Origin of the sequence: Faecalibacterium langellae (assembly GCF_002549775.1) — a bacterium.
In the GTDB taxonomy this organism is placed as follows: Bacteria; Bacillota; Clostridia; order Oscillospirales; family Ruminococcaceae; genus Faecalibacterium; species Faecalibacterium langellae.
Genome location: NZ_NMTR01000004.1, coordinates 225623 through 244163, shown reverse-complemented (window position 1 = coordinate 244163; position 18541 = coordinate 225623). Strand labels below are relative to the sequence as shown.

Here is an 18541-nt window from a genome sequence, read left to right as displayed (position 1 = left end):
TCGAAAGTTATGAGTGCTAAGTATTCAAAAGCAGTTTTACGCTTCGAGTGCTGGGCACCGAATACAGATAAAAAGAGGTTTTGCAGTTATGGCAAAGAAAGAATTTCAGGCTGAAAGCAAAAAGCTGATGGATATGATGATCAACTCCATCTACACCAACAAGGAAATTTTCCTGCGTGAGCTGATCTCCAACGCATCGGACGCCATCGACAAGCTGTATTATAAGAGCCTGACCGACACCTCCGTGGGCATGAACAAGGGCGATTTCCGCATCCTCATCACCCGCGATAAGGACAACCGCATCCTGACCATCGAGGATAACGGCATCGGCATGACCAAAGAGGAGCTTGAGCAGAACCTGGGCACCATTGCTCATTCCGGTTCTCTGGACTTCAAGAAGGACAACAAGGACGAGAACATCGACATCATCGGTCAGTTCGGCGTCGGCTTCTACTCCTCCTTCATGGTGGCCGACAAAGTCACCGTCATCTCCAAGGCCTACGGCTCCGATGAGGCATGGCAGTGGGAGTCTTCCGGTGTGGATGGCTACGAGATGACCCCCGCCGAGAAGGACACCGCCGGCACCCAGATCATCCTGCACATCAAGCCCAACACCGATACCGATAACTATGACAACTTCCTTGATGAGTACGGTATCGTGGCCATCGTGAAGAAATACAGTGACTATGTGCGCTACCCCATCCAGATGGAACGCCAGCATGAGCGCCAGAAGCCGGAACCGGACCCGAAGCCCGAGGATTACAAGCCCGAGTGGGAAACTTACACCGAGCTGGAGACCCTGAACAGCATGGTGCCCATCTGGAAAAAGCAAAAGAGCGAAGTGACCGACGAGGAGTACGCCACCTTCTATAAGGACAAGTTCGCCGACTACTCCGACCCGGCCCGCGTCATCGTGAGCCGCACCGAGGGCACTGCCAACTACAACGCCCTGCTGTTCGTGCCCAGCCACCGCCCCTACGACTTCTACACCAAGGATTACGAAAAGGGCCTTGCCCTGTACGCATCCGGCGTGCTCATCATGGAAAAGTGTGCTGACCTGCTGCCCGATTACTTCAGCTTCGTCAAGGGCATCGTGGACAGCCAGGACCTGAGCCTGAACATCAGCCGCGAGATGCTGCAGAAGGACAACCAGCTCAAGCTGATCCACAACGCACTGGAAAAGAAGATCAAGAACGAGCTGCACGCCATGCTGGCCAACGACCGCGCAAAGTATGAGGAGTTCTGGAAGGAATTCGGCCGCCAGATCAAGTTCGGCGCTTACTCCGACTACGGCATGCACGCCGAGCTGCTGCGTGATCTGCTGCTGTTCTGGTCCGCCAAGGAGCAGAAGATGGTCACCCTGCAGGAGTACATCGACAAGATGCCCGCCGAGCAGAAGTACATCTACTTCGCTGCCGGTGACTCCACCGACCGTCTGGCAAAGCTGCCCTCTGCCGAGCTGGTGCTGGACAAGGGCTATGACGTGCTGCTGCTGACCGAGGATGTGGACGAGTTCTGCCTGCAGATCCTGCGCACTTATCCGCGCAAGGATGCCGAAGGCAAGGACGGCACCGTGGAGTTCAAGAACGTCAACAGCGGCGACCTGGGCCTGGAAACGGATGAGGAGAAGAAGGCCGCCGAGGATGCCACCGCCGAGAACAAGTCCCTGTTCGACGCCATGAAGGATGCACTGGACGGCAAGGTGAAGGAAGTCAAGGTCTCCACCCGCCTGAAGGATCACCCGGTGTGCCTGAGTGCGGACGGCCCGCTGTCCATCGAGATGGAAAAGGTGCTGTCCAAGCAGCCCGGCAGCGAGGGTGTCAAGAGCGACAAGGTGCTGGAGCTGAACGTGAACCACCCCGTGTTCGCCGTACTGAAGGCCGCTCAGGAGGCCGGTGACACCGACAAGGTGAAAAAGTACAGCGCCCTGCTGTATGCACAGGCACAGCTGATCGAGGGCCTGCCGGTGGATGATCCCGCCGCCTACGCCGAGGCCGTCTGCAGCCTGATGAAGTAACGTTTCCCTGGAAAAGGCGGTCTTACTCCCCTGCCTTTTCGCACGCATAGATTTTACCCCTTAACAAAAAGACCACGCTCCGCTATAATAGAGTGGAACGTGGTCTTTTTCTGTCCCGGCCGGGGCAGGTATGCCGGATTGAGAGGTTTTTTGCCCATGCAGCCAAAAAAACATTATTTTGCGCAGATCCCCACCATCGCCATCTTCGTTGCCTTTGCCGTCTCGGCACCGCTGGGCCTGCTGCTGCTCATCCTGAAAAGCATCGACAAAAATGCCCAGAAGGAGGAGCAGTCCGCGGCAGGGCTCCCGAACACTCCTCCGGTGGAGATCCGTCCGGCACGCACGCCGCCCATGCCCGGTGCGGCCGCTGCCCCAGACCCCGACCGCCCCACCTACGACCAGCAGACTGCCCGCAAGCGCCAGAAAGACCTGACGGCCCTGTGCACGGTCATTGGTGCGATCTTTCTGGTGGCGGGTTTCGCCGGGCTGACCGATGTTTTTGGGCTGTTCCCCTACTACATCGACTGGGGCGAGCTGTTCAGCAGCCTTGCCCAGATGATCGGCGGCGGTGCAGCATTGTTCACCGGCCTGCATATGCGGCGCACCCACAAGCTGGAACAGCTTCTGGATACGATCGTCGGCGGCCGCGACAACATCCCGCTGGCTGAGCTGTTTGCCGCAGCGGGTGTGGAGGAAGCCAAGGGACGCACCACACTTCAGAACGCCATTGAGCACGGCTACTTCGGTGCCGATGCCTACATCGACAACCGCACCGGGACCCTTGTGGTGCGCGGCGCGGCACCCCAGCCGCCCCGGCCGGAACCGGCCCCGCAGCCGAAGGCCCCGGCTGAACCGGCCGACGAATATGCCGCCCTGCTGCAGCAGCTGCGGCAGGCCAACGCTGCTATCCCGGACCCGGTGATGACCGCCAAGATCAGCCGCCTGGAAACCGTCAGTGCCCGCATCTTTGAGCTGGCCAAGCAGGACCCCGGCAAAAAGGCCCAGCTGCAGAAGTTTATGGATTACTACCTGCCCACAGCCCTGAAGCTGCTGAACACCTATGCCAGCCTGGCCGCGCAGGATGTGCAGGGGGAGAACATCACCGAAGCCAAGCAGAACATCGAGCGCAGCATGGACCTGCTGATCTCCGCCTTTGAAAACCAGCTGGACAAGCTGTTCCAGTCCGACGCGCTGGATGTTTCGGCCGACATTGCCGCGCTGGAAGGCATGCTGAATATGGACGGCCTGACCGGCAGCGATTTTACAAAATAATATTTTGACCCGCAAGCCAACAGGGCAGCGGGTAGCTTTCTCCTCAGACACGAGACGGGCCATTCCATCGCCCGCCCTATTGCCTTTGGCAACAGGGTCCCACCCCAGCGGACGGTCTTCGGAGAAACTACCCGCCGCCCTTTTCTTTTTCCCGATACTCCGACGGTGTGCAGCCCTTCTCGGCCCGGAATACCCGGGCAAAATAGCTCATGTCCTCAAAGCCGCATTCCTCCCCGATGCGGGTGATGCTCTTATCCGTGTTTTCCAGCAGCTGCACCGCGTGGCGGATGCGGTGCTGGCGCAGGTATTCCTTCGGGGTCAGGTCCATCATACGGCGGAAGCACCGCAGGCATTCGCTCACGCTGATGGCCGCACTGGCCGCGATCTGTTCCGTGGTGATGGCCTCCGCCCGGTGCGCGCGTACAAAGTCGATCATCTGTTTGATGCGCTCGGCGTCCCGCAGGTCCCGTTCCGACGGTGCCTGCGCGTGCTGCAAACAGTTTTCCGCCAGCAGGAAGATCACCCGGGACAGCGCCGCCCGCACCTCGAACTCATAGCCCGGGGCCTTGCGCGGCCAGAGCTCTGCAATGTGCTGCAGCTCAGCCAGCGCCTGCTGTTCCCACACGGCCCCGCCCAGGATCGGGATGCACCGGCACTCCGGCGCACAGAGCACCGGGCCCAGATATTTCTGCCAGAACACGCTGCCGGATGCCCCGCCCACCACCGACGGGTCGAACACGATGGAGATCTGGTGAATGAGCCCGTTTTCTTCCACGGCCCGGTTGCCGTGCAGCACGCCGGAGCCCACAAACAGCGCCTGCCCGGCCTGCAGCCGAAAGCTTTTGCCATCGGCCATGCCCAGCAGGCTGCCTTCCGTCACATAGTTGATCTCCACTTCGTCGTGCCAGTGCCACGGCACCGAGCCGCACCGCTCATAAGGCTGCCCGTCCCATGGGCCCCAGATCTCCATCGGGAACTCCGGTGTGCCCACCCTGATGATCTCTTTTCCGTCATCACCTACCACGACCTGCCACAGACCATTTTCATCCGCCATGACGATTTTCTCCTATTAATTGAGATGTTTTCTCCTAACAGCTTTCCTCTTTTGGTTATATAATAGCATTGTAAAGAGGTTCTTGCAAGACCAGCCCCACCCCGGCGCCGCCTTTTTTCGGAGGAATTTTTTATGCTGTCTGTCAAGCTGTTTGTTGTAAATGCGCTCATTGAAAATCTGGTCGATCTGCTCACCTATGCCGATCATCCCCTTTACGCCGATGTCTACCTTGACATGCTGGAGCACCTGACGCACCTTCGCCGCGCCCTGCTGGCCCGCTGAGCCGCCCTGTGCTTCCGCATTTTTGCCGCGCTGTGTCCGGTTTTTCCGGCGCAGCGCTTTTTTGCTGCCCTGTGAAAGCGCAAATCTCCATGTTGCGCCGCAGCAAAGTGCAAGTGCCCCGCCTGCCGTTTCGCAGTCGTTTTTCACAATCCTTTTTCTGTTTTATTTCATATTTTATTTCTTTCGTATGGTTCTTTCTGCCTGCCGAATTTTCGCCTTTTTGCAACTTTTCATTGAGCTGCAACAATAACACATGGTTTTTTGCAGTGGATTTTTATATTATAGGCTTACAAGGCTGTGGTCTGTCTGTGTGTGCCGCAGCGCAACCCCACCCGAACCCGCTCAAAAGGAGGATATCCTATGATGAAATCCATTTCCATATGGAAGCAGGAGCTGACCGGCGGCACCCACGCCGCACGTCTGGCTTCGCTTTACTGCTGTAAGCCGGAAGAAACGCCCGCACAGGCCGCCCGCTATACGGCTGTTCTGGACGGGCTGGAAGCCACCTTCGGCCCCCATGCCGAGGCCGGTCTGTACAGCGCCCCCGGCCGCACCGAGATCGGCGGCAACCACACCGACCACCAGCACGGCCGCGTACTGGCCGGCAGCGTGAACATTGATATGATCGCCGCCGCCGCCCCCAACAGCCTGAACCAGCTGCGGGTGCAGAGCGAAGGCTATGATCTGTGCGTCATCGACCTTGCCGACCTGGCCGCCCGCAAAGAAGAAGAAAACACCACCATTTCCCTGCTGCGCGGCGCGTGCGAAGCCTTCCGCCAGCGGGGCGCAGCACTCTCCGGTCTGGATGTGTACGTTGCTTCCAATGTGCCCAAGGGCAGCGGCGTTTCTTCCTCGGCGGCGTTCGAAGTGCTGATCGGCGTCATCCTGAACGACTGCTTCATGACCGAAAAGGTCTCCCCCATCGAGATCGCACAGATCGGCCAGTGGGCTGAGAACGTCTACTTCGGCAAGCCCTGCGGCCTGATGGATCAGATGGCTTCCAGCGTGGGCAACATCATCACCATTGATTTTGCCGATCCGGCCCACCCGGATGTGGAGCCGGTGGCCGTGGATTTCTCCAAGGCAGGCCTTGCCCTGTGCATCCTGGATTCCTGCGCCGACCACGCCGACCTGACCGACGAGTACGCTGCTGTGCCCGCCGAGTGCCGCGCGGTGGCTGCCGTGTGCGGCGGCGAAGTGCTGCGGGACGTGCCGTTTGACACCTTCCTCGCAAAGCTGCCGGAGTGCCGCAAGCAGTGCGGTGACCGCGCCGTGCTGCGCGCCTTCCACATCTATGCCGACAACGACCGCGTGGCAAAGCAGGTGGCTGCTCTGCGTGAGGGCGATTTTGACACCTTCCTCTCCCTCGTCACCGAGTCCGGCGACAGCAGCTGGGAATACCTGCAGAACGTCATCCCTGCCGGATACAAGGAGCATCAGGAGATGGGCGTGACCATCGCCGCTGCCAAGCATTACCTGAACGGCAAGGGCGCTGTGCGCGTGCACGGCGGCGGCTTTGCCGGTACCGCACAGGCCTTTGTGCCGGTGGAAATGCTGGCAGACTTCAAGGCCCACATGGAGGCCATCCTCGGCGAGGGCCGCTGCCATGTGCTGAGCATCCGTCCGGAAGGAGGCGCTGTGCTGTGATCTCCACTGCCATCCAGCAGCTCGTGAACTACGGGCTGGACACCGGGCTGATCCTGCCCGATGATGAGATCTACATCCGCAACCAGCTGCTCATGACCATGCAGCTGGACGACTTTACCGCGCCGGAGAGCGAGGTGTGCTATACCGATCTGGAAAGCATCCTGAAAACGCTGGTGGACGATGCCGTTGCCCGCGGCGTGTGCGAGGACAACTCCACCGCCCGGGACCTGTTTGACACCAAACTCATGGGTGTGCTGACCCCGCGGCCCAGCATCGTGCGCGCCAATTTCGAGGAACGCTACGAAAGCGAAGGCCCGCAGGCCGCAACCGACTGGTTCTATAAATTCAGTCAGGACACCGATTATATCCGCCGCTACCGCATCAAACGCGACCTGAAATGGGTCACCAAGACCCCCTACGGCGATCTGGATATCACCATCAACCTCTCGAAGCCCGAGAAAGACCCCAAGGCCATTGCCGCCGCCAAACTGGCTCCCCAGAGCGCCTACCCCAAGTGCCAGCTCTGCGCCGAGAACGAAGGCTATGCAGGCCGCATGAACCACCCCGCCCGCGAGAATCACCGTATTATCCCTCTCACCATCAACGACAGCGCTTGGAACCTGCAGTACAGCCCCTACGTCTACTACAACGAGCACTGCATCGTGTTCAACAACCAGCACACTCCCATGAAGATCGAGCGTGCTACCTTCCGCAAGCTGCTGGATTTCGTGGGCCTGTTCCCCCACTATTTCGTGGGCAGCAACGCCGACCTGCCCATCGTGGGCGGCAGCATTCTCAGCCACGACCATTTCCAGGGCGGCCACTATGAATTCGCTATGGCAAAGGCTCCCGTCGAGAAGAAGTGGGTCTTCCCCGGTTTTGAGGATGTGGATGCCGGTATCGTGCACTGGCCCATGAGCTGCATCCGCCTGACAAGTGAGGATGATGCCCGTCTTGTGGAGCTGGCCGATAAAATTCTGACCGCATGGCGCGGCTACTCGGACGAGAGCTGCTTCATCTTCGCCGAGACCGACGGCGAGCCCCACAACACCATCACCCCCATTGCCCGGATGCGGGATGGCAAGTATCAGCTGGATCTGGTGCTGCGCAACAACATCACCACGCCGGAGCATCCGCTGGGCGTGTTCCACCCCCATGCAAAACTGCACCACATCAAAAAGGAGAACATCGGCCTCATCGAGGTCATGGGCCTGGCCGTTCTGCCCAGCCGCCTGAAAAAGGAGATGGCCGAGCTTGCCGATGTGCTGGTACAGCGCGTCCCCACTGCCCAGTACCCCGAGGAGCTGCAAAAGCACGCCGCGTGGGCCGAGGACATCCTGGCCCGCCACCCGGAGCTGAATGCAGACAATGTGCACCCCATCCTGCAGGATGAGATCGGCCATGTGTTCGCCGAAGTGCTCACTGATGCCGGTGTCTATAAGCTGGACGAAGCCGGCCGCGCAGGCTTTGCGCGCTTCCTTGCCAGCGTGAAGTAAATAAAGAACGTTTTCTCCCCTTTCCCCTGCCGGTGCTTCCCTTGCCGGCAGGGGATTTTTGCATACAAAAAAGCCGCCCTTCGCGTTTTCAGGCGCAAGGAGCGGCTTAATTTTGTCTTCGTTCAGAGCAAAGAGTTAATAACCCAGCCGATTATTCCGGCAGGTCTTCCTCGTTCTCCAGGCTATGCCAGACGTTCTGGACATCGTCATTGTCCTCCAGCGCATCCAGCAGCTTGCCCATAGCCTTGAGCTGATCGGGGTCGGTCAGACGGGTGGTGGTCATGGGCACCATGGCCAGGTCGTCGGACAGGATCTCGTAGCCCTTCTCCTCCATGGCCTTGACCACAGCAGAGTAGTTCTCGGGATCGGTGGTGATCTCGGCTGCATCCTCGCTGGCGTCGAAGTCCTCAGCACCGGCGTCCAGAGCGTCCATCATGGCCTCGTCGGCATCCTTATCTTCCAGAGAGATGTCAATGACACCCTTCTGGCTGAACAGGAAGCCCACGCAGCCCATAGCACCCAGATTGCCGCCGTTCTTGTCGAAGTAGTGGCGCAGGTCAGCAGCGGTACGGTTGCGGTTATCGGTCAGGGTCTCCACCATGACAGCCACGCCGCCGGGGCCGTAGCCTTCATAGGTGATTGCTTCGTACTCGGTCTTGTCGCCGCCCTCAGCCTTCTTGATGATGCGCTGGATGTTATCGTTGGGCACGCTCATGCGCTTTGCCTTGGCGATCAGGTCAGCCAGCTTGCTGTTGGAAGCGGGGTTCGGGCCGCCGGTACGCACGGCAACGCTGATCTCGCGGCCGATCTTGGTAAAGACCTTGGCTTTTGCGCCGTCGGTCTTTTCCTTCTTGCGCTTAATATTGTTCCATTTGCTATGTCCAGACATGGGAAAGAGCCTCCTGTATATTCTCAAATCTCCGCCTGCGGGCAGACGGGCTGTGGTCGCCCGCATTGTGGCAGCACACAAAATCTAACTCTATTATTGTAGCACAACCGGGCAGAGCGTTCAAGCCTTATCGGCCCGGTTTTCGGCGAATCGTGCGGAAAAATGCGCTTTTTCTGCCGGTTTACAGCAGGCGCAGCGCCTTGGGGTAGTGGTTTTTCACCCGTCCGCTGGATACCTTTCCACCGCCCAGCGTCCAGCCGTCCACCGTCACGCAGCACCAGCCGTCGGCGGCGGTGCGGGCTTCCACTTCGCGGCCGGAGAGGTACTCCACGGTGCGCGGGTCGCTGAGGGTCAGCTCCTCGCGGTTCACGCACAGCGCACCAAACGCCGTGAATAGGTGGTGCTCCGGCACAAAGCGGCCCTTCTGCACGCTGCCCACGAACACGCCTGCGCGCAGCACATGCAGGTTCGTCTGTGGGAAGGGCACCGGCAGCAGCACACCGCCGCCGTGCACCACGGCAGGCCGGTCTGCCAGCGCCGGGAAATATTCCTTCGCAAATTCCTGCCATGCGGCAAGACTCTGCGCCGGGCTCACCGCCTCGGCTGCCGTCTCCCGGCTGCGCCCAGCACCCCGCACGGCTTCCCGGCAGGCGCGGGCATTCTCGCGGCGGGCACTGCGGGCATCCGCAGCCTTGGCAGGCTTGCCGCCTTTGCCCTTGGCTTTTTTGCCTGCGGCTTCCGCAGCGGCCAGCCAGAGCTGTTCTTCCGGGGTGTACTCTCCTTCTGCAGGCAGAGCACGCGGCGTGCCGTTCTTCACAAGTCGAGCCATAAAGTGGCCCTCACCGCCCTGACAGGGCCAGATGCGGCGTACCTTGCTCACATCCAGCGGCAGTCCGCCGGTGCGGTTAGCTTCGCCCTCGCTGCCAAAGGTATAGTCCACATTGCCCAGCGCATCGGCCAGCTCGAACTCCGGGTGGCGCTGCAGAAATGCCGCCACCTGGCCTTCGTCCTCCTCGGGCGCAAAGGTGCAGGTGGAATACACCAGCTGCCCGCCCGGGGCCAGCACGGCGGCGGCACAGTCCAAAATCTCGGCCCCCAGCGCGGCACACTGCTTCACCAGTGCTTCACAATGCTGGGTGCGGGCCACCGGCTCCTTGCGGAACATGCCCTCACCGGAACAGGGCGCATCCACCAGCACCCGGTCGAAGAACTCCGGCAGAGCGTCCGCAATGCGGGCGGGCGTCTCGTTAAGCACCACCGCGTTGGGCACGCCCATGCGTTCCAGGTTGCTTTTCAGGATATCCGCGCGGGCGGCAACGTATTCGTTGCTCACCAGCACGCCCCGGCCCTGCAGTGCGGCAGCCAGCTGGCTGCTCTTGCCGCCAGGCGCGGCGCACATGTCCAGCACACGCATCCCGGGCTGCACGCCCAGCAGGGGTGCCGCCGAGGACGCCGACGGCTCCTGCGAGTAGAACACGCCCGCGTGGTGGTAGGGGTGGCGTCCGGGCTTAAAATCCGGCTGGTGCACCACGAATGCCGCCTTGCAGAAGGGCGAAGCTTCCAGCGGAAAATCCGCCTTCTGTGCAAACTGCTCCGGCGAAGCGCGCAGTGCCGACACGGTGACGCCGCGCTCGGCGGTCTCCTGCGGGGCCGCATACAGCACATCGAACCGTTCCCCCAGCAGGGCGCGCTCCCGCTGCTCAAAATATTCTGTAGGCATTCTGCATTCCTCCTGTGGGATGTATAAAGCCGCCGTCTGCGGCCAAACTAGGCTGTGTGAGGGGCACACCGCCCCGCACGGAAAACCGAAAGGAGAGCATTCACTATGGCAACCGAAAACCGCAGCAACAACTGCAAGAATCAGACCTCAAACCGCACGTCCAACCAGACTTCCAACCGCACCAGCAACCAGACCACCAACAGTGCCACCAACGAGCACAAGCACCCCAACCAGTACACCAAGGGTGCCGACGATGAGAGCGCCAAGAACTCCACGAGCAACCGTTCCAGCAACGCCAAAAACAGCCGCTAACGCTGCCCTGCGCGCCTGATGGACCACAGGCGTGAGCCTCTGATCTTTCTCAAATTGCAAAGCCCGCTGCCCTCCGGCACTGTTTTCCAGTGCGGAAAGCAGCGGGCTTTCGCATGTTTATCGTTCGTTGGGGTCGAACTGCTGCCACAGCGTATCAAACAGCTCGTGCACACGGCTCAGCTGACCGTTCAGGTACAGCCAGCCCAGCAGGCATTCGAAGCCGGTGGAAGCACGGTATTCCTCCGGGGAAGCATGCTTTGCCACACTGGCTTTGCTGGCGTTGCGGCCCCGTTTGAACACGGCCAGCTCATCCTCGGTGAACAGCGGTTCCAGCAACTGCTCCTCCCGGAACTGTGCCCGGGCCGAGACGTACTTGACCTTTTCCGCGTTGAGCCTGCCGGCTGACAGGCGGTGGTGCTCCACCAGACGCTGACGCACCAGCAGTTCCAGCACGCTGTCACCCACAAAGGCCAGCGCCAGAGGGCTCAGTTCCCGCGGGTCGATCTTTTCAAGTTCGTTCATAGTGACCTCTTAGAAGATATAGTCGAACTGGTAATCGCCGATGAGGATGGTATCGTTCTCCTGCACGCCCTTTTCCACCAGAGCATCCAGAATGCCGCTGTCGCCCAGCTGACGCTGGAAGAACTGCAGGCTTTCGTAGTCATCCACATTGCTGCCAGCCAGAATGTATTCCAGCCACGGGGCTTCCACGCTCCACACATGGGCTTCCATGCGCTTGATGTTGAAAGAGCGGTCGTTGGCCTTGGGTTCGGGCTTCTTGTACTCGGGCGCGAACACCGGCACCGGCGGGATATCCTTCAGGCGGTTGTACACGAGACCCGGCAGTTCCTTGACGCCCTGCATGGTGGCGGCGGAGATGGGCACAAAGGTCAGGCCCTTGCCCTCTACATACTGGCGGAATGCTTCGATCTGCTCCTCGGTAGCCAGATCACACTTGTTGCCAACCACGATCTGCGGACGCTCGGCCAGCACAGGGCTGAACTTGGCCAGTTCCTCGTTGATCTTTTCAAAGTCCTCGATGGGCTCACGGCACTCGCTGCCGGAGACGTCCACCACATGCAGCAGCAGGCGGCAGCGCTCCACATGGCGCAGGAAGTCATGGCCCAGACCAATGCCCTCGCTGGCACCCTCGATCAGGCCGGGGATGTCGGCACAGACAAAGCTTGCGCCTTCTGCCACCGACACGACGCCCAGCGTGGGCACCAGGGTGGTGAAGTGGTAATTTGCAATTTTGGGCTTGGCCGCGCTGATGGTAGAGATCAGGGTAGACTTGCCCACATTGGGGAAGCCGATCAGGCCCACATCCGCGATCAGTTTCAGCTCCAGCGTCACCTGAATGTCCTCGCCGGGCATACCGGGCTTTGCAAACTTGGGGATCTGGCGGGTGGGAGTGGCAAAATGTGCATTGCCATAGCCGCCGCGGCCGCCCTTCGCAATAGTGACCGGGTTGTGGTCGGACAGGTCGGCGATGACAAGGCCGCTCTCGGCGTCCTTGATGACCGTGCCCAGCGGCACCTTGATGACAAGGTTCTCGGCGTTCTTGCCGTGGCACAGGCTTGCGCCGCCCTTGCCGCCCTCCGGGGCCACATACTTGCGCTTGTAGCGGAAGTCCATCAGGGTGGTCAAGTGATCGTCCACCACAAAGATGATGTCGCCGCCGCGGCCGCCGTCGCCGCCGTCCGGGCCGCCAGCGGCCACGAATTTTTCGCGGTGAAAGCTCACCGCGCCATCGCCGCCCTTGCCCGCGTGGAGCCATATCGTGGCGATGTCGATAAAGTTGGTTTGTGCTGCCATACAGCCCCTCCTTATTTTTCATCAAAAAGAGCCGGGCCACGAGGGTCCGGCTCTCTACGTTTTGCAGTTATCCGAAAGAAGTTACTGCTTGACGCTGCACTTCTTGCCGTTCTTGCCCACGCGCTCGAAACGGACGGTACCGTCCACCAGAGCAAACAGGGTGTCATCGCTGCCCTTGCCAACGTTCTCACCCGGCATGATGTGGGTGCCACGCTGACGAACCAGGATGTTGCCGGCCAGAACGAACTGACCGTCTGCACGCTTGGTGCCCAGACGCTGTGCTGCGGAATCGCGGCCGTTCTTGGTGCTGCCTACGCCCTTTTTATGTGCCATTGTAATTTACCTCCTTAGCCGTTGATCGCAGTGATCTCAACCTTGGTGAAGGGCTGACGATGGCCCATACGGCGAGCACTGTGCTTCTTTGCGCGATAGGTGATGATGTTCAGCTTCTTGCCCTTGCCATTCTTGATGACCTTGGCAGTCACGGTAGCACCCTCAACAACGGGAGCGCCAACCTTCACAGAACCCTCCTCGCCGACAGCGAGAACCTGATCAAACTTCACTTCGGAGTCGGCCTCAACGTCCAGCTTTTCGATGTAGACGATGTCGCCCTGCTCCACGCGGTACTGCTTACCGCCGGTAACAATGATTGCGTACATTTTGTTCATTCCTTTTCGTTGTACTCGCTGGTCGTAAAGGCAGACCCCTACAGGGGCCATTTCAGGCGCCCACACCACGCGGCTAGAATAGTATAGCAAAAAAATGCAGGGATTGCAAGAGGAAATTTCCGCTTTGCGCAGATTTTTTGCATTTTCAGCTGTTCAAGTTCTGCAGAACCGCATCCTGATTGCGGGAACCGTGCACAACACGAAGCACTCGCACAAGTTCCTGCTCTTTCAAAACACGATAATATAAAATATAGTTTCCTACGATCACCTTGCGCACATTTTTCTCCGGCAGATATTCTTCCAGAATCCGGCTCCCGCTGGCAGGAAAGCTGCACAGCCGCTGAACACACTTGCTCACCTCATATAAAAGTGACATCGCTGCACGGGCATTGTCCAGATCATCCCGGAGATAGCCTGCGATCTCGTCCAGATCTTTTACAGCACGCTCGGTCAGTTCATAGCGATACTCACAGAGCATACTTTTTCCTCAATTCTTCCATGGCCGTCGGGCCGTCCACAACACGTCCGGCTTCTTCGTCCTTCAGCCCTTCCATCACCAGTTTCAGTTCTTCCATCTCTTTCATGGTCCGCTCGTAGTACTCAATGTCCATGACCACCAAGCGGCCATAGCCGTTTTTCGTCACGAACACCGGGCCGTTTTCCTCGGCGCAGCGGCGCTCGATTTCCACGGTGTTCTTCAGTTCACGCATCGGTACGATCTGCATACGTTCCGCCTCCTTTGTTCTGTGGCTATATTATACATCAAAAAAAGCCACAGCGCAAGTTTTACCTTGCACTGTGGCCCGAAAATCTTCGCTCCGTCGTTTTACTTTGTCTGTTCGATGATGCGTTTCACTTCGGCATTGTAAGCTTCGGTGCGCTCCACGAACAGCTTGCGCGGGCTGGATGCCACCAGCTCAGTGTCTGCATCCAGCACAAGGCCGATGGCGCCTCTTTCCTTGCGCAGCTTATCGAGGGCCGCCTTGTTGTCGGCGGTCAGCGCCAGCTTCACCATCAGGGGCTTACCCTCTGCCTTGCGGGTAAAGTAGATCTCCGCCGCCACACCGGCCGCCACGGCAATACCTGCGATCAGCTGCGAGACGCGCAGGCCGATGGAAGGCACCAGCATCAGGCTGTCGGTGCGCAGGGCTTCGATCCAGAAGCGGCCCGCGCCGTACCAGATCATGTATCGCAGGGCGATATCACCGTTGAACTTGCGCTTTTTGATGTAGCGGAACAGCAGGATGAAGCCCACCAGGCACCAGATGCTCTCGTACAAAAAGGTGGGGTGTACCGGCAGGTTCGGGTCGATGGTCACGCCGCTCTGGGCCGTGACCGTGCTGCCCATCAGATAATCGCGGGTAGCTTCGCTGTACATGCCCCAGGGCAGGGTGGTGTTGCATCCAAAAGCTTCCTGATTGAAGAAATTGCCCCAGCGGCCGCAGCACTGCCCCAGCAGAAAGCCCATGGCCGTCAGATCGAACATGGGCAGCACCGGCACGCCGCGCCACTTGCAGGCAAGGCCGCCGAACAAAAAGCCGCCGATGATGCCGCCGTAGATGGCAAGACCGCCGTCGCGGATGGCGATTATCTCCCAGATGCTCTCATATTTAAAAGGTGCCATGGCCACATAGTAGGCGCGGGCACTGGCAATGCCCAGCACGATGCCGATCAAAATCACGTCCACCATGCTGTCGGCGTCCACGCCGAACTCCACACTGTGACGGAACGCAAATACCAGCGCCAGGCAGATGCCAAAGGCGATGCACACACCGTACCAGTAAACGTTGAATCTTCCGATGGAAAAGGCCACGCGGTTCAGCTCAAAGCTCAGCCCCAGGCCCGGGAACTGCACCAGATTTGTCAGTCTTGTCATTCTGCTTCCTCCTCGTCTTCCGCCAGCGGCGCGGTGCCGTCCGGCTGGATCTGCATCGTGGCCATGCGGCTGGTGCTGAGGATGTGCTGCAGCGCTGCGTCCGCATCCTCGGCGGTCAGGCCCGCCAGCATTGCAATTTGCTGGGCCACCGTCTGGCCGGAGAGGGCAAAATCTGCCATCTGGCTGGCCGAATCCTCTACGTTTTCAAGATTTTCGATCAGTTGACCGTATTTTTCGTTCTTGCACAGGGTGAAAATTTCGCGGTCCACGCCCTCGGCACGGACGCGGGCGACCTCGTCCAGCAGCAGCTGCTTCACCGTTTCGGGCGCGTCGCTCTCGCCGGTGAACAGGATGCAGCAGCAGCCGTCCACCCGCAGCACTTCCCCGCCGAAGCCGGGGTTTACAAGGCCTTCGTCATACAGGCGGCGGTACAGCGGCGACATGCCGCCGGTAATGCAGCTCAAAATCAGGTCATAGAGCGCTTCGGTGCGCAGGTCACCCGCAGGCAGTGGTTCTTCCTTGAAGCCTACACCGAAGCAGGGCTTGGACACCGGCATGGTCAGCGTTTTCTCGGTGGCTGCCAGGGTCATAGGCTCCGGCTTCCAGAGCCGCTGCACACCCTCGGTGCTGCCGTGCTCCATCAAGCCGTGGCGTTCGCAGGCAGCCAGAATTTGTTCCATGGTGGTGTTGCCCGCCGCGGCCAGCACCATATTGCCCGGTGCATAGAACGCCTTGCAGCTGTCGTAGAGCATCTCCGGCGTGATCTCGGCAATGCTCTCCACGGTGCCCGCAATGTCGCTGCGGATGGGGTGCTCGTGGTACAGGCACTCGAACAGGCCGGTGATGAGCCGCCAGTCCGGGCTGTCGTCGTACATTTTGATTTCCTGCCCGATGATGCCCTGCTCTTTGGCAATGGTCTGCTCCGTAAAATACGGATGCGTCACCATGCCCAGCAACACATCCAGACTTTCGTCCAGCTGCTGGGTAGCGGTGAACAGATAGCAGGTGCGGTCAAAGCTGGTGAACGCATTGGCGTTGGCACCGGTCTTGGCGTACTTTGCAAAGGCGTCACCGTCCTCGTCCTCAAACATTTTGTGCTCAAGGAAATGCGCCACACCGGCAGGCAGGTGCACCTCTTTGCCGCCCAGCCGGAAGTCCTGGTCAATGGAGCCGAATTTGGTGGCAAAGATGACATGGGTGCTGGAGTAGCCCGGCATGGGCCGCACAATGACGGTCAGGCCGGAAGGCAGGGTCTGCCACTGATCGGCCACGGTCTTTTGCAGCAGGGTCTGGTTATTCTGCGGCATAGGCAGACACCTCCTTCGTGAGCAGATAGCTGACCGAGAGGGTCAGTTTGCGCAGGATGGCACGCACATCGTCTTTGGTCACGGCCTGCAGGGCGGCGCGAGCCTCGGCAGGCGTCTGCACCTTGGCCGGGTCGCCGCCGCTGCGCAGCACTTCAATGTAATACCAGGTTTCGATGCCGCCCAGCGTGTCCTCCACACCCTGCATTCCGCTGAGCAGGCCCCGGCGGCAGTCCTCAAACTCGTCGTCGGTGATGGGTCCATCGCACAGGTCGGCCAGTTCTTTTAAAATGGCCTGCTCGGCGCGGGCAGCGTCCGCGTGCTCCACACCGCTGTTCACGGCCATACTTCCGGTAAAGCTCTGGAACGAGGACGAGCAGTAATAGCACAGGTGGTCCCGCTCGCGCACATTCAAAAACAAGCGGCTGGTCACGCTGCCGCCGTACAGCGCCATGGCAAGGCGTACAGCGGCCAGCTGTTCGGTGCGCATGGGCTCGCCCAGCGTGAACAGCATACACAGCTTTGCCTGCACCATGTCGTAGTTTTCCGTCTTGTGCACCGGCTCCCGGCGGGGCATGGCGATGTCCTCAGCCAGCGGCAGCGGGGCACGGTCGAGGGCAGCCAGCTCTGCCAGCAGGGCATCTTTTACCGCCGCCGTCTGCTCGGCGGTACAGCCCAGCACGATGAGCTCCATGTTGGCCGTGCGCAGCATTTCGCGGTACGCTTCGGTGAGGGCTTCCGGCGTCAGGCCGTCCACCTCGTCCAGATAGCCCTCCTGCCGCACGCCCGCCGGGCTGTCGCCAAAGAACTCCCGGTTTGCCTGATGCAGACAGTACAGGCGCTTATCGTTGATCTCGTCTTCCAGCGCCTTTTTCAGCATCTGCTTTTCGATACCGACGGCCTCCGGGTCAAAGGTACCGCCCACAAAATAGGGGTGGAAGGCCGCACCCAGCGCAATGGACGTGTATTCCCGGGTGAGGGGCTCCCCCTCCAGCGCGAATTTGTCCTTGATGCCGGTGACGCTGACGCACAGGTTGTGGCTGCAGCCCATAGGCCGGGCGTCCACGGTCAGGTCAGCCCCATAAAGCCGCGCCAGCTTTTTGGTCAGGCGGGTCATATCCGGGCAATCGGCATAGCCGCGCTCCAGCACCAGCGGCAGCAGGGCGTGGGCCGTGGCAGTCTCCCGCTTTGCCGGGAAGGCAAAGTGGATGCTGATGCGGCAGCGGTTGAATTTTTCAGCCGGGTCATACGAGAGATGCACGCCCGGCGCAATGAGAGTACGTTCCAATTGTGTTCCTCCGCCCTGTATTTGCAGGGAGTTTTTTCGTTACGATGCCCTTTGCAGGGTCAGGAATTCTTCCAGGCTCAGGCCGCTGGCGCGGATGGCGAGGGCGTTTTCGGTGCCCACATACCGCCAGTGCCAGGGCTCGAACACCACGCCCGTCGCGGCCTGCCGGTCCTGCGGATAGCGCAGGATGAAGCCGTATTCGGCGGCGTAGGCCGTGAGCCACTCGTAGGCGCGGGTGGCGGCAAAGCCGGTGTCCCGGGTGGTGTAGTCGGCACTGAGGATGTCCACCGCATAGCCGGTGCCGTGCTCACTGCACTCAGCCCGGGGCTGGATATCCTCGGCCAGGCTGGCGGCCTGTTCCTCGGTCTTGCCCGCGTCAAGATAGGCCTGCTTCTGCGTTTCATACACAGCACTGCGGCCGTCGACGTCCAGATAACCGGCGTTCAGCACCAGCTCAATGCCGTCCGCCTTGGCGGCTTCCAGCATGGTGCGGCAGGCTTCGGCGGCTTCGGCTTCCAGCTGAATGGTGCTGTTGTCGGTCACGGCCGCCAGCGCAGGGGCCGGTTCTTCTGCATAGGGCAGGTTCGCGTTCACCAGCACCAGCCGCGCGTCGTCGGCGTCAAAGGCATAGGCGGTTCCGTCGTAGCTGGCTGCTTCAAAGCTCTGCGGTCCGGCCAGCAGGGCGTTTGCCTTCGGCAGCAGCCAGAGGATGCCTTTGGTCATCAGGGCCACCACAGCCGCACAGACCAGCAGCAGAATGGCCCAGTTGCGGGCCAGGCGCAAGCGCTTGCGCCGCATATACTGGGCGCGGGTCAGGCGCGGCTTCGGGCGGGCAGACGCCGGGTGATCGTTTTGTTCCATAGCGCGTTGCGCTCCTTTTCGGTGATTTGCAGCGCGCTGC

At 60.2% G+C, this 18541-nt stretch carries 19 protein-coding genes; 6 read left to right on the top strand and 13 right to left on the bottom strand.

The window, feature by feature from the left end:
- The first annotated feature begins 88 nt into the window (after window positions 1–88).
- The gene (gene htpG / locus CGS49_RS02550; protein WP_097800360.1) at window positions 89–2017 is read left to right on the top strand and encodes a molecular chaperone HtpG; all 1929 of its coding nucleotides are present in this window, start codon (window positions 89–91) and stop codon (window positions 2015–2017) included.
- A gap of 156 nt (window positions 2018–2173) precedes the next feature.
- Window positions 2174–3289: a 5-bromo-4-chloroindolyl phosphate hydrolysis family protein gene (locus CGS49_RS02545; RefSeq protein WP_097800359.1), complete on the top strand. Its 1116-nt coding sequence runs from the start codon at window positions 2174–2176 to the stop codon at window positions 3287–3289.
- 127 nt (window positions 3290–3416) lie between these two features.
- On the opposite strand, the gene CGS49_RS02540 is transcribed toward CGS49_RS02545, so the two are convergent.
- Complete coding sequence (locus tag CGS49_RS02540) at window positions 3417–4343, bottom strand: AraC family transcriptional regulator (RefSeq protein WP_097800358.1); 927 nt, start codon at window positions 4341–4343, stop codon at window positions 3417–3419.
- Between the two features lie 132 nt (window positions 4344–4475).
- On the opposite strand from CGS49_RS02540, the gene CGS49_RS14110 reads away from it, so the two are divergent.
- The 3 genes from CGS49_RS14110 (at window position 4476) to galT (ending at window position 7768) form a co-directional block, all read left to right on the top strand.
- Window positions 4476–4625 (top strand): hypothetical protein, encoded by a 150-nt coding sequence (locus CGS49_RS14110; protein ID WP_179859006.1) that lies wholly within the window; start codon window positions 4476–4478, stop codon window positions 4623–4625.
- 360 nt (window positions 4626–4985) lie between these two features.
- Entirely contained in the window at window positions 4986–6272 is a 1287-nt protein-coding gene (locus CGS49_RS02535) for a galactokinase (protein WP_097800357.1), read from the top strand.
- Window positions 6269–7768, top strand: a complete 1500-nt coding sequence (galT, locus tag CGS49_RS02530; protein ID WP_097800356.1) for a UDP-glucose--hexose-1-phosphate uridylyltransferase — start codon at window positions 6269–6271, stop codon at window positions 7766–7768. The genes CGS49_RS02535 and galT overlap by 4 nt, the downstream gene beginning before the upstream one ends.
- A gap of 151 nt (window positions 7769–7919) precedes the next feature.
- Here the strand turns inward: galT and CGS49_RS02525 are convergent, their stop codons facing one another.
- Window positions 7920–8657, bottom strand: coding sequence for a YebC/PmpR family DNA-binding transcriptional regulator (locus CGS49_RS02525; RefSeq protein WP_097800355.1), 738 nt, complete (start codon window positions 8655–8657; stop codon window positions 7920–7922).
- 181 nt (window positions 8658–8838) lie between these two features.
- Window positions 8839–10377, bottom strand: coding sequence for an RsmB/NOP family class I SAM-dependent RNA methyltransferase (locus tag CGS49_RS02520; RefSeq protein WP_097800354.1), 1539 nt, complete (start codon window positions 10375–10377; stop codon window positions 8839–8841).
- A 105-nt stretch (window positions 10378–10482) separates the two neighbouring features.
- Between CGS49_RS02520 and CGS49_RS02515 the strand changes: the two genes are divergently transcribed.
- Window positions 10483–10689: a hypothetical protein gene (locus CGS49_RS02515; RefSeq protein ID WP_097800353.1), complete on the top strand. Its 207-nt coding sequence runs from the start codon at window positions 10483–10485 to the stop codon at window positions 10687–10689.
- A 117-nt stretch (window positions 10690–10806) separates the two neighbouring features.
- On the opposite strand, the gene CGS49_RS02510 is transcribed toward CGS49_RS02515, so the two are convergent.
- The 10 genes from CGS49_RS02510 to CGS49_RS02465 all read right to left on the bottom strand — a co-directional run bounded on the left by CGS49_RS02510 (window position 10807) and on the right by CGS49_RS02465 (window position 18501).
- On the bottom strand, window positions 10807–11211 hold the full coding sequence (locus tag CGS49_RS02510; RefSeq protein ID WP_097800352.1) for a Mini-ribonuclease 3: 405 nt from the start codon (window positions 11209–11211) through the stop codon (window positions 10807–10809).
- A gap of 9 nt (window positions 11212–11220) precedes the next feature.
- Complete coding sequence (gene obgE / locus CGS49_RS02505; RefSeq protein WP_097800351.1) at window positions 11221–12504, bottom strand: GTPase ObgE; 1284 nt, start codon at window positions 12502–12504, stop codon at window positions 11221–11223.
- Window positions 12505–12585: 81 nt separating this feature from the next.
- Window positions 12586–12837, bottom strand: coding sequence for a 50S ribosomal protein L27 (gene rpmA / locus CGS49_RS02500; protein ID WP_097800350.1), 252 nt, complete (start codon window positions 12835–12837; stop codon window positions 12586–12588).
- A gap of 14 nt (window positions 12838–12851) precedes the next feature.
- Entirely contained in the window at window positions 12852–13163 is a 312-nt protein-coding gene (rplU, locus tag CGS49_RS02495; protein ID WP_097800349.1) for a 50S ribosomal protein L21, read from the bottom strand.
- A 154-nt stretch (window positions 13164–13317) separates the two neighbouring features.
- Window positions 13318–13650 (bottom strand): type II toxin-antitoxin system RelE/ParE family toxin, encoded by a 333-nt coding sequence (locus CGS49_RS02490; protein ID WP_097800348.1) that lies wholly within the window; start codon window positions 13648–13650, stop codon window positions 13318–13320.
- A complete protein-coding gene (locus CGS49_RS02485; protein ID WP_097800347.1) occupies window positions 13640–13897 on the bottom strand; it encodes a type II toxin-antitoxin system prevent-host-death family antitoxin in 258 nt (85 codons plus the stop codon). The genes CGS49_RS02490 and CGS49_RS02485 overlap by 11 nt, the downstream gene beginning before the upstream one ends.
- A gap of 101 nt (window positions 13898–13998) precedes the next feature.
- Window positions 13999–15039 carry a prolipoprotein diacylglyceryl transferase gene (gene lgt / locus CGS49_RS02480; RefSeq protein WP_097800388.1) on the bottom strand — a complete coding sequence of 347 codons (1041 nt, stop codon included), beginning with the start codon at window positions 15037–15039 and terminating at the stop codon, window positions 13999–14001.
- A gap of 5 nt (window positions 15040–15044) precedes the next feature.
- Window positions 15045–16355: an EF-P 5-aminopentanol modification-associated protein YfmH gene (yfmH, locus tag CGS49_RS02475; protein WP_097800346.1), complete on the bottom strand. Its 1311-nt coding sequence runs from the start codon at window positions 16353–16355 to the stop codon at window positions 15045–15047.
- Window positions 16342–17640, bottom strand: a complete 1299-nt coding sequence (locus tag CGS49_RS02470; RefSeq protein WP_097800345.1) for a M16 family metallopeptidase — start codon at window positions 17638–17640, stop codon at window positions 16342–16344. Before CGS49_RS02470 ends, yfmH begins: the two co-directional genes overlap by 14 nt.
- A gap of 39 nt (window positions 17641–17679) precedes the next feature.
- Window positions 17680–18501, bottom strand: a complete 822-nt coding sequence (locus CGS49_RS02465; RefSeq protein ID WP_097800344.1) for a M15 family metallopeptidase — start codon at window positions 18499–18501, stop codon at window positions 17680–17682.
- Window positions 18502–18541 lie beyond the last annotated feature (40 nt).

Bases quoted from the DNA above. Each gene is read 5' to 3' on its own strand.
- CGS49_RS02540 (WP_097800358.1), bottom strand. From the start codon at position 4,343: ATGGCGGATGAAAATGGTCTGTGGCAGGTCGTGGTAGGTGATGACGGA.
- CGS49_RS02465 (WP_097800344.1), bottom strand. From the start codon at position 18,501: ATGGAACAAAACGATCACCCGGCGTCTGCCCGCCCGAAGCCGCGCCTG.
- yfmH (WP_097800346.1), bottom strand. From the start codon at position 16,355: ATGCCGCAGAATAACCAGACCCTGCTGCAAAAGACCGTGGCCGATCAG.
- CGS49_RS02520 (WP_097800354.1), bottom strand. From the start codon at position 10,377: ATGCCTACAGAATATTTTGAGCAGCGGGAGCGCGCCCTGCTGGGGGAA.
- CGS49_RS02490 (WP_097800348.1), bottom strand. From the start codon at position 13,650: ATGCTCTGTGAGTATCGCTATGAACTGACCGAGCGTGCTGTAAAAGAT.
- CGS49_RS02545 (WP_097800359.1), top strand. From the start codon at position 2,174: ATGCAGCCAAAAAAACATTATTTTGCGCAGATCCCCACCATCGCCATC.
- CGS49_RS14110 (WP_179859006.1), top strand. From the start codon at position 4,476: ATGCTGTCTGTCAAGCTGTTTGTTGTAAATGCGCTCATTGAAAATCTG.
- CGS49_RS02515 (WP_097800353.1), top strand. From the start codon at position 10,483: ATGGCAACCGAAAACCGCAGCAACAACTGCAAGAATCAGACCTCAAAC.
- CGS49_RS02535 (WP_097800357.1), top strand. From the start codon at position 4,986: ATGATGAAATCCATTTCCATATGGAAGCAGGAGCTGACCGGCGGCACC.
- CGS49_RS02525 (WP_097800355.1), bottom strand. From the start codon at position 8,657: ATGTCTGGACATAGCAAATGGAACAATATTAAGCGCAAGAAGGAAAAG.
- rplU (WP_097800349.1), bottom strand. From the start codon at position 13,163: ATGTACGCAATCATTGTTACCGGCGGTAAGCAGTACCGCGTGGAGCAG.
- rpmA (WP_097800350.1), bottom strand. From the start codon at position 12,837: ATGGCACATAAAAAGGGCGTAGGCAGCACCAAGAACGGCCGCGATTCC.
- obgE (WP_097800351.1), bottom strand. From the start codon at position 12,504: ATGGCAGCACAAACCAACTTTATCGACATCGCCACGATATGGCTCCAC.
- CGS49_RS02485 (WP_097800347.1), bottom strand. From the start codon at position 13,897: ATGCAGATCGTACCGATGCGTGAACTGAAGAACACCGTGGAAATCGAG.
- htpG (WP_097800360.1), top strand. From the start codon at position 89: ATGGCAAAGAAAGAATTTCAGGCTGAAAGCAAAAAGCTGATGGATATG.
- CGS49_RS02510 (WP_097800352.1), bottom strand. From the start codon at position 11,211: ATGAACGAACTTGAAAAGATCGACCCGCGGGAACTGAGCCCTCTGGCG.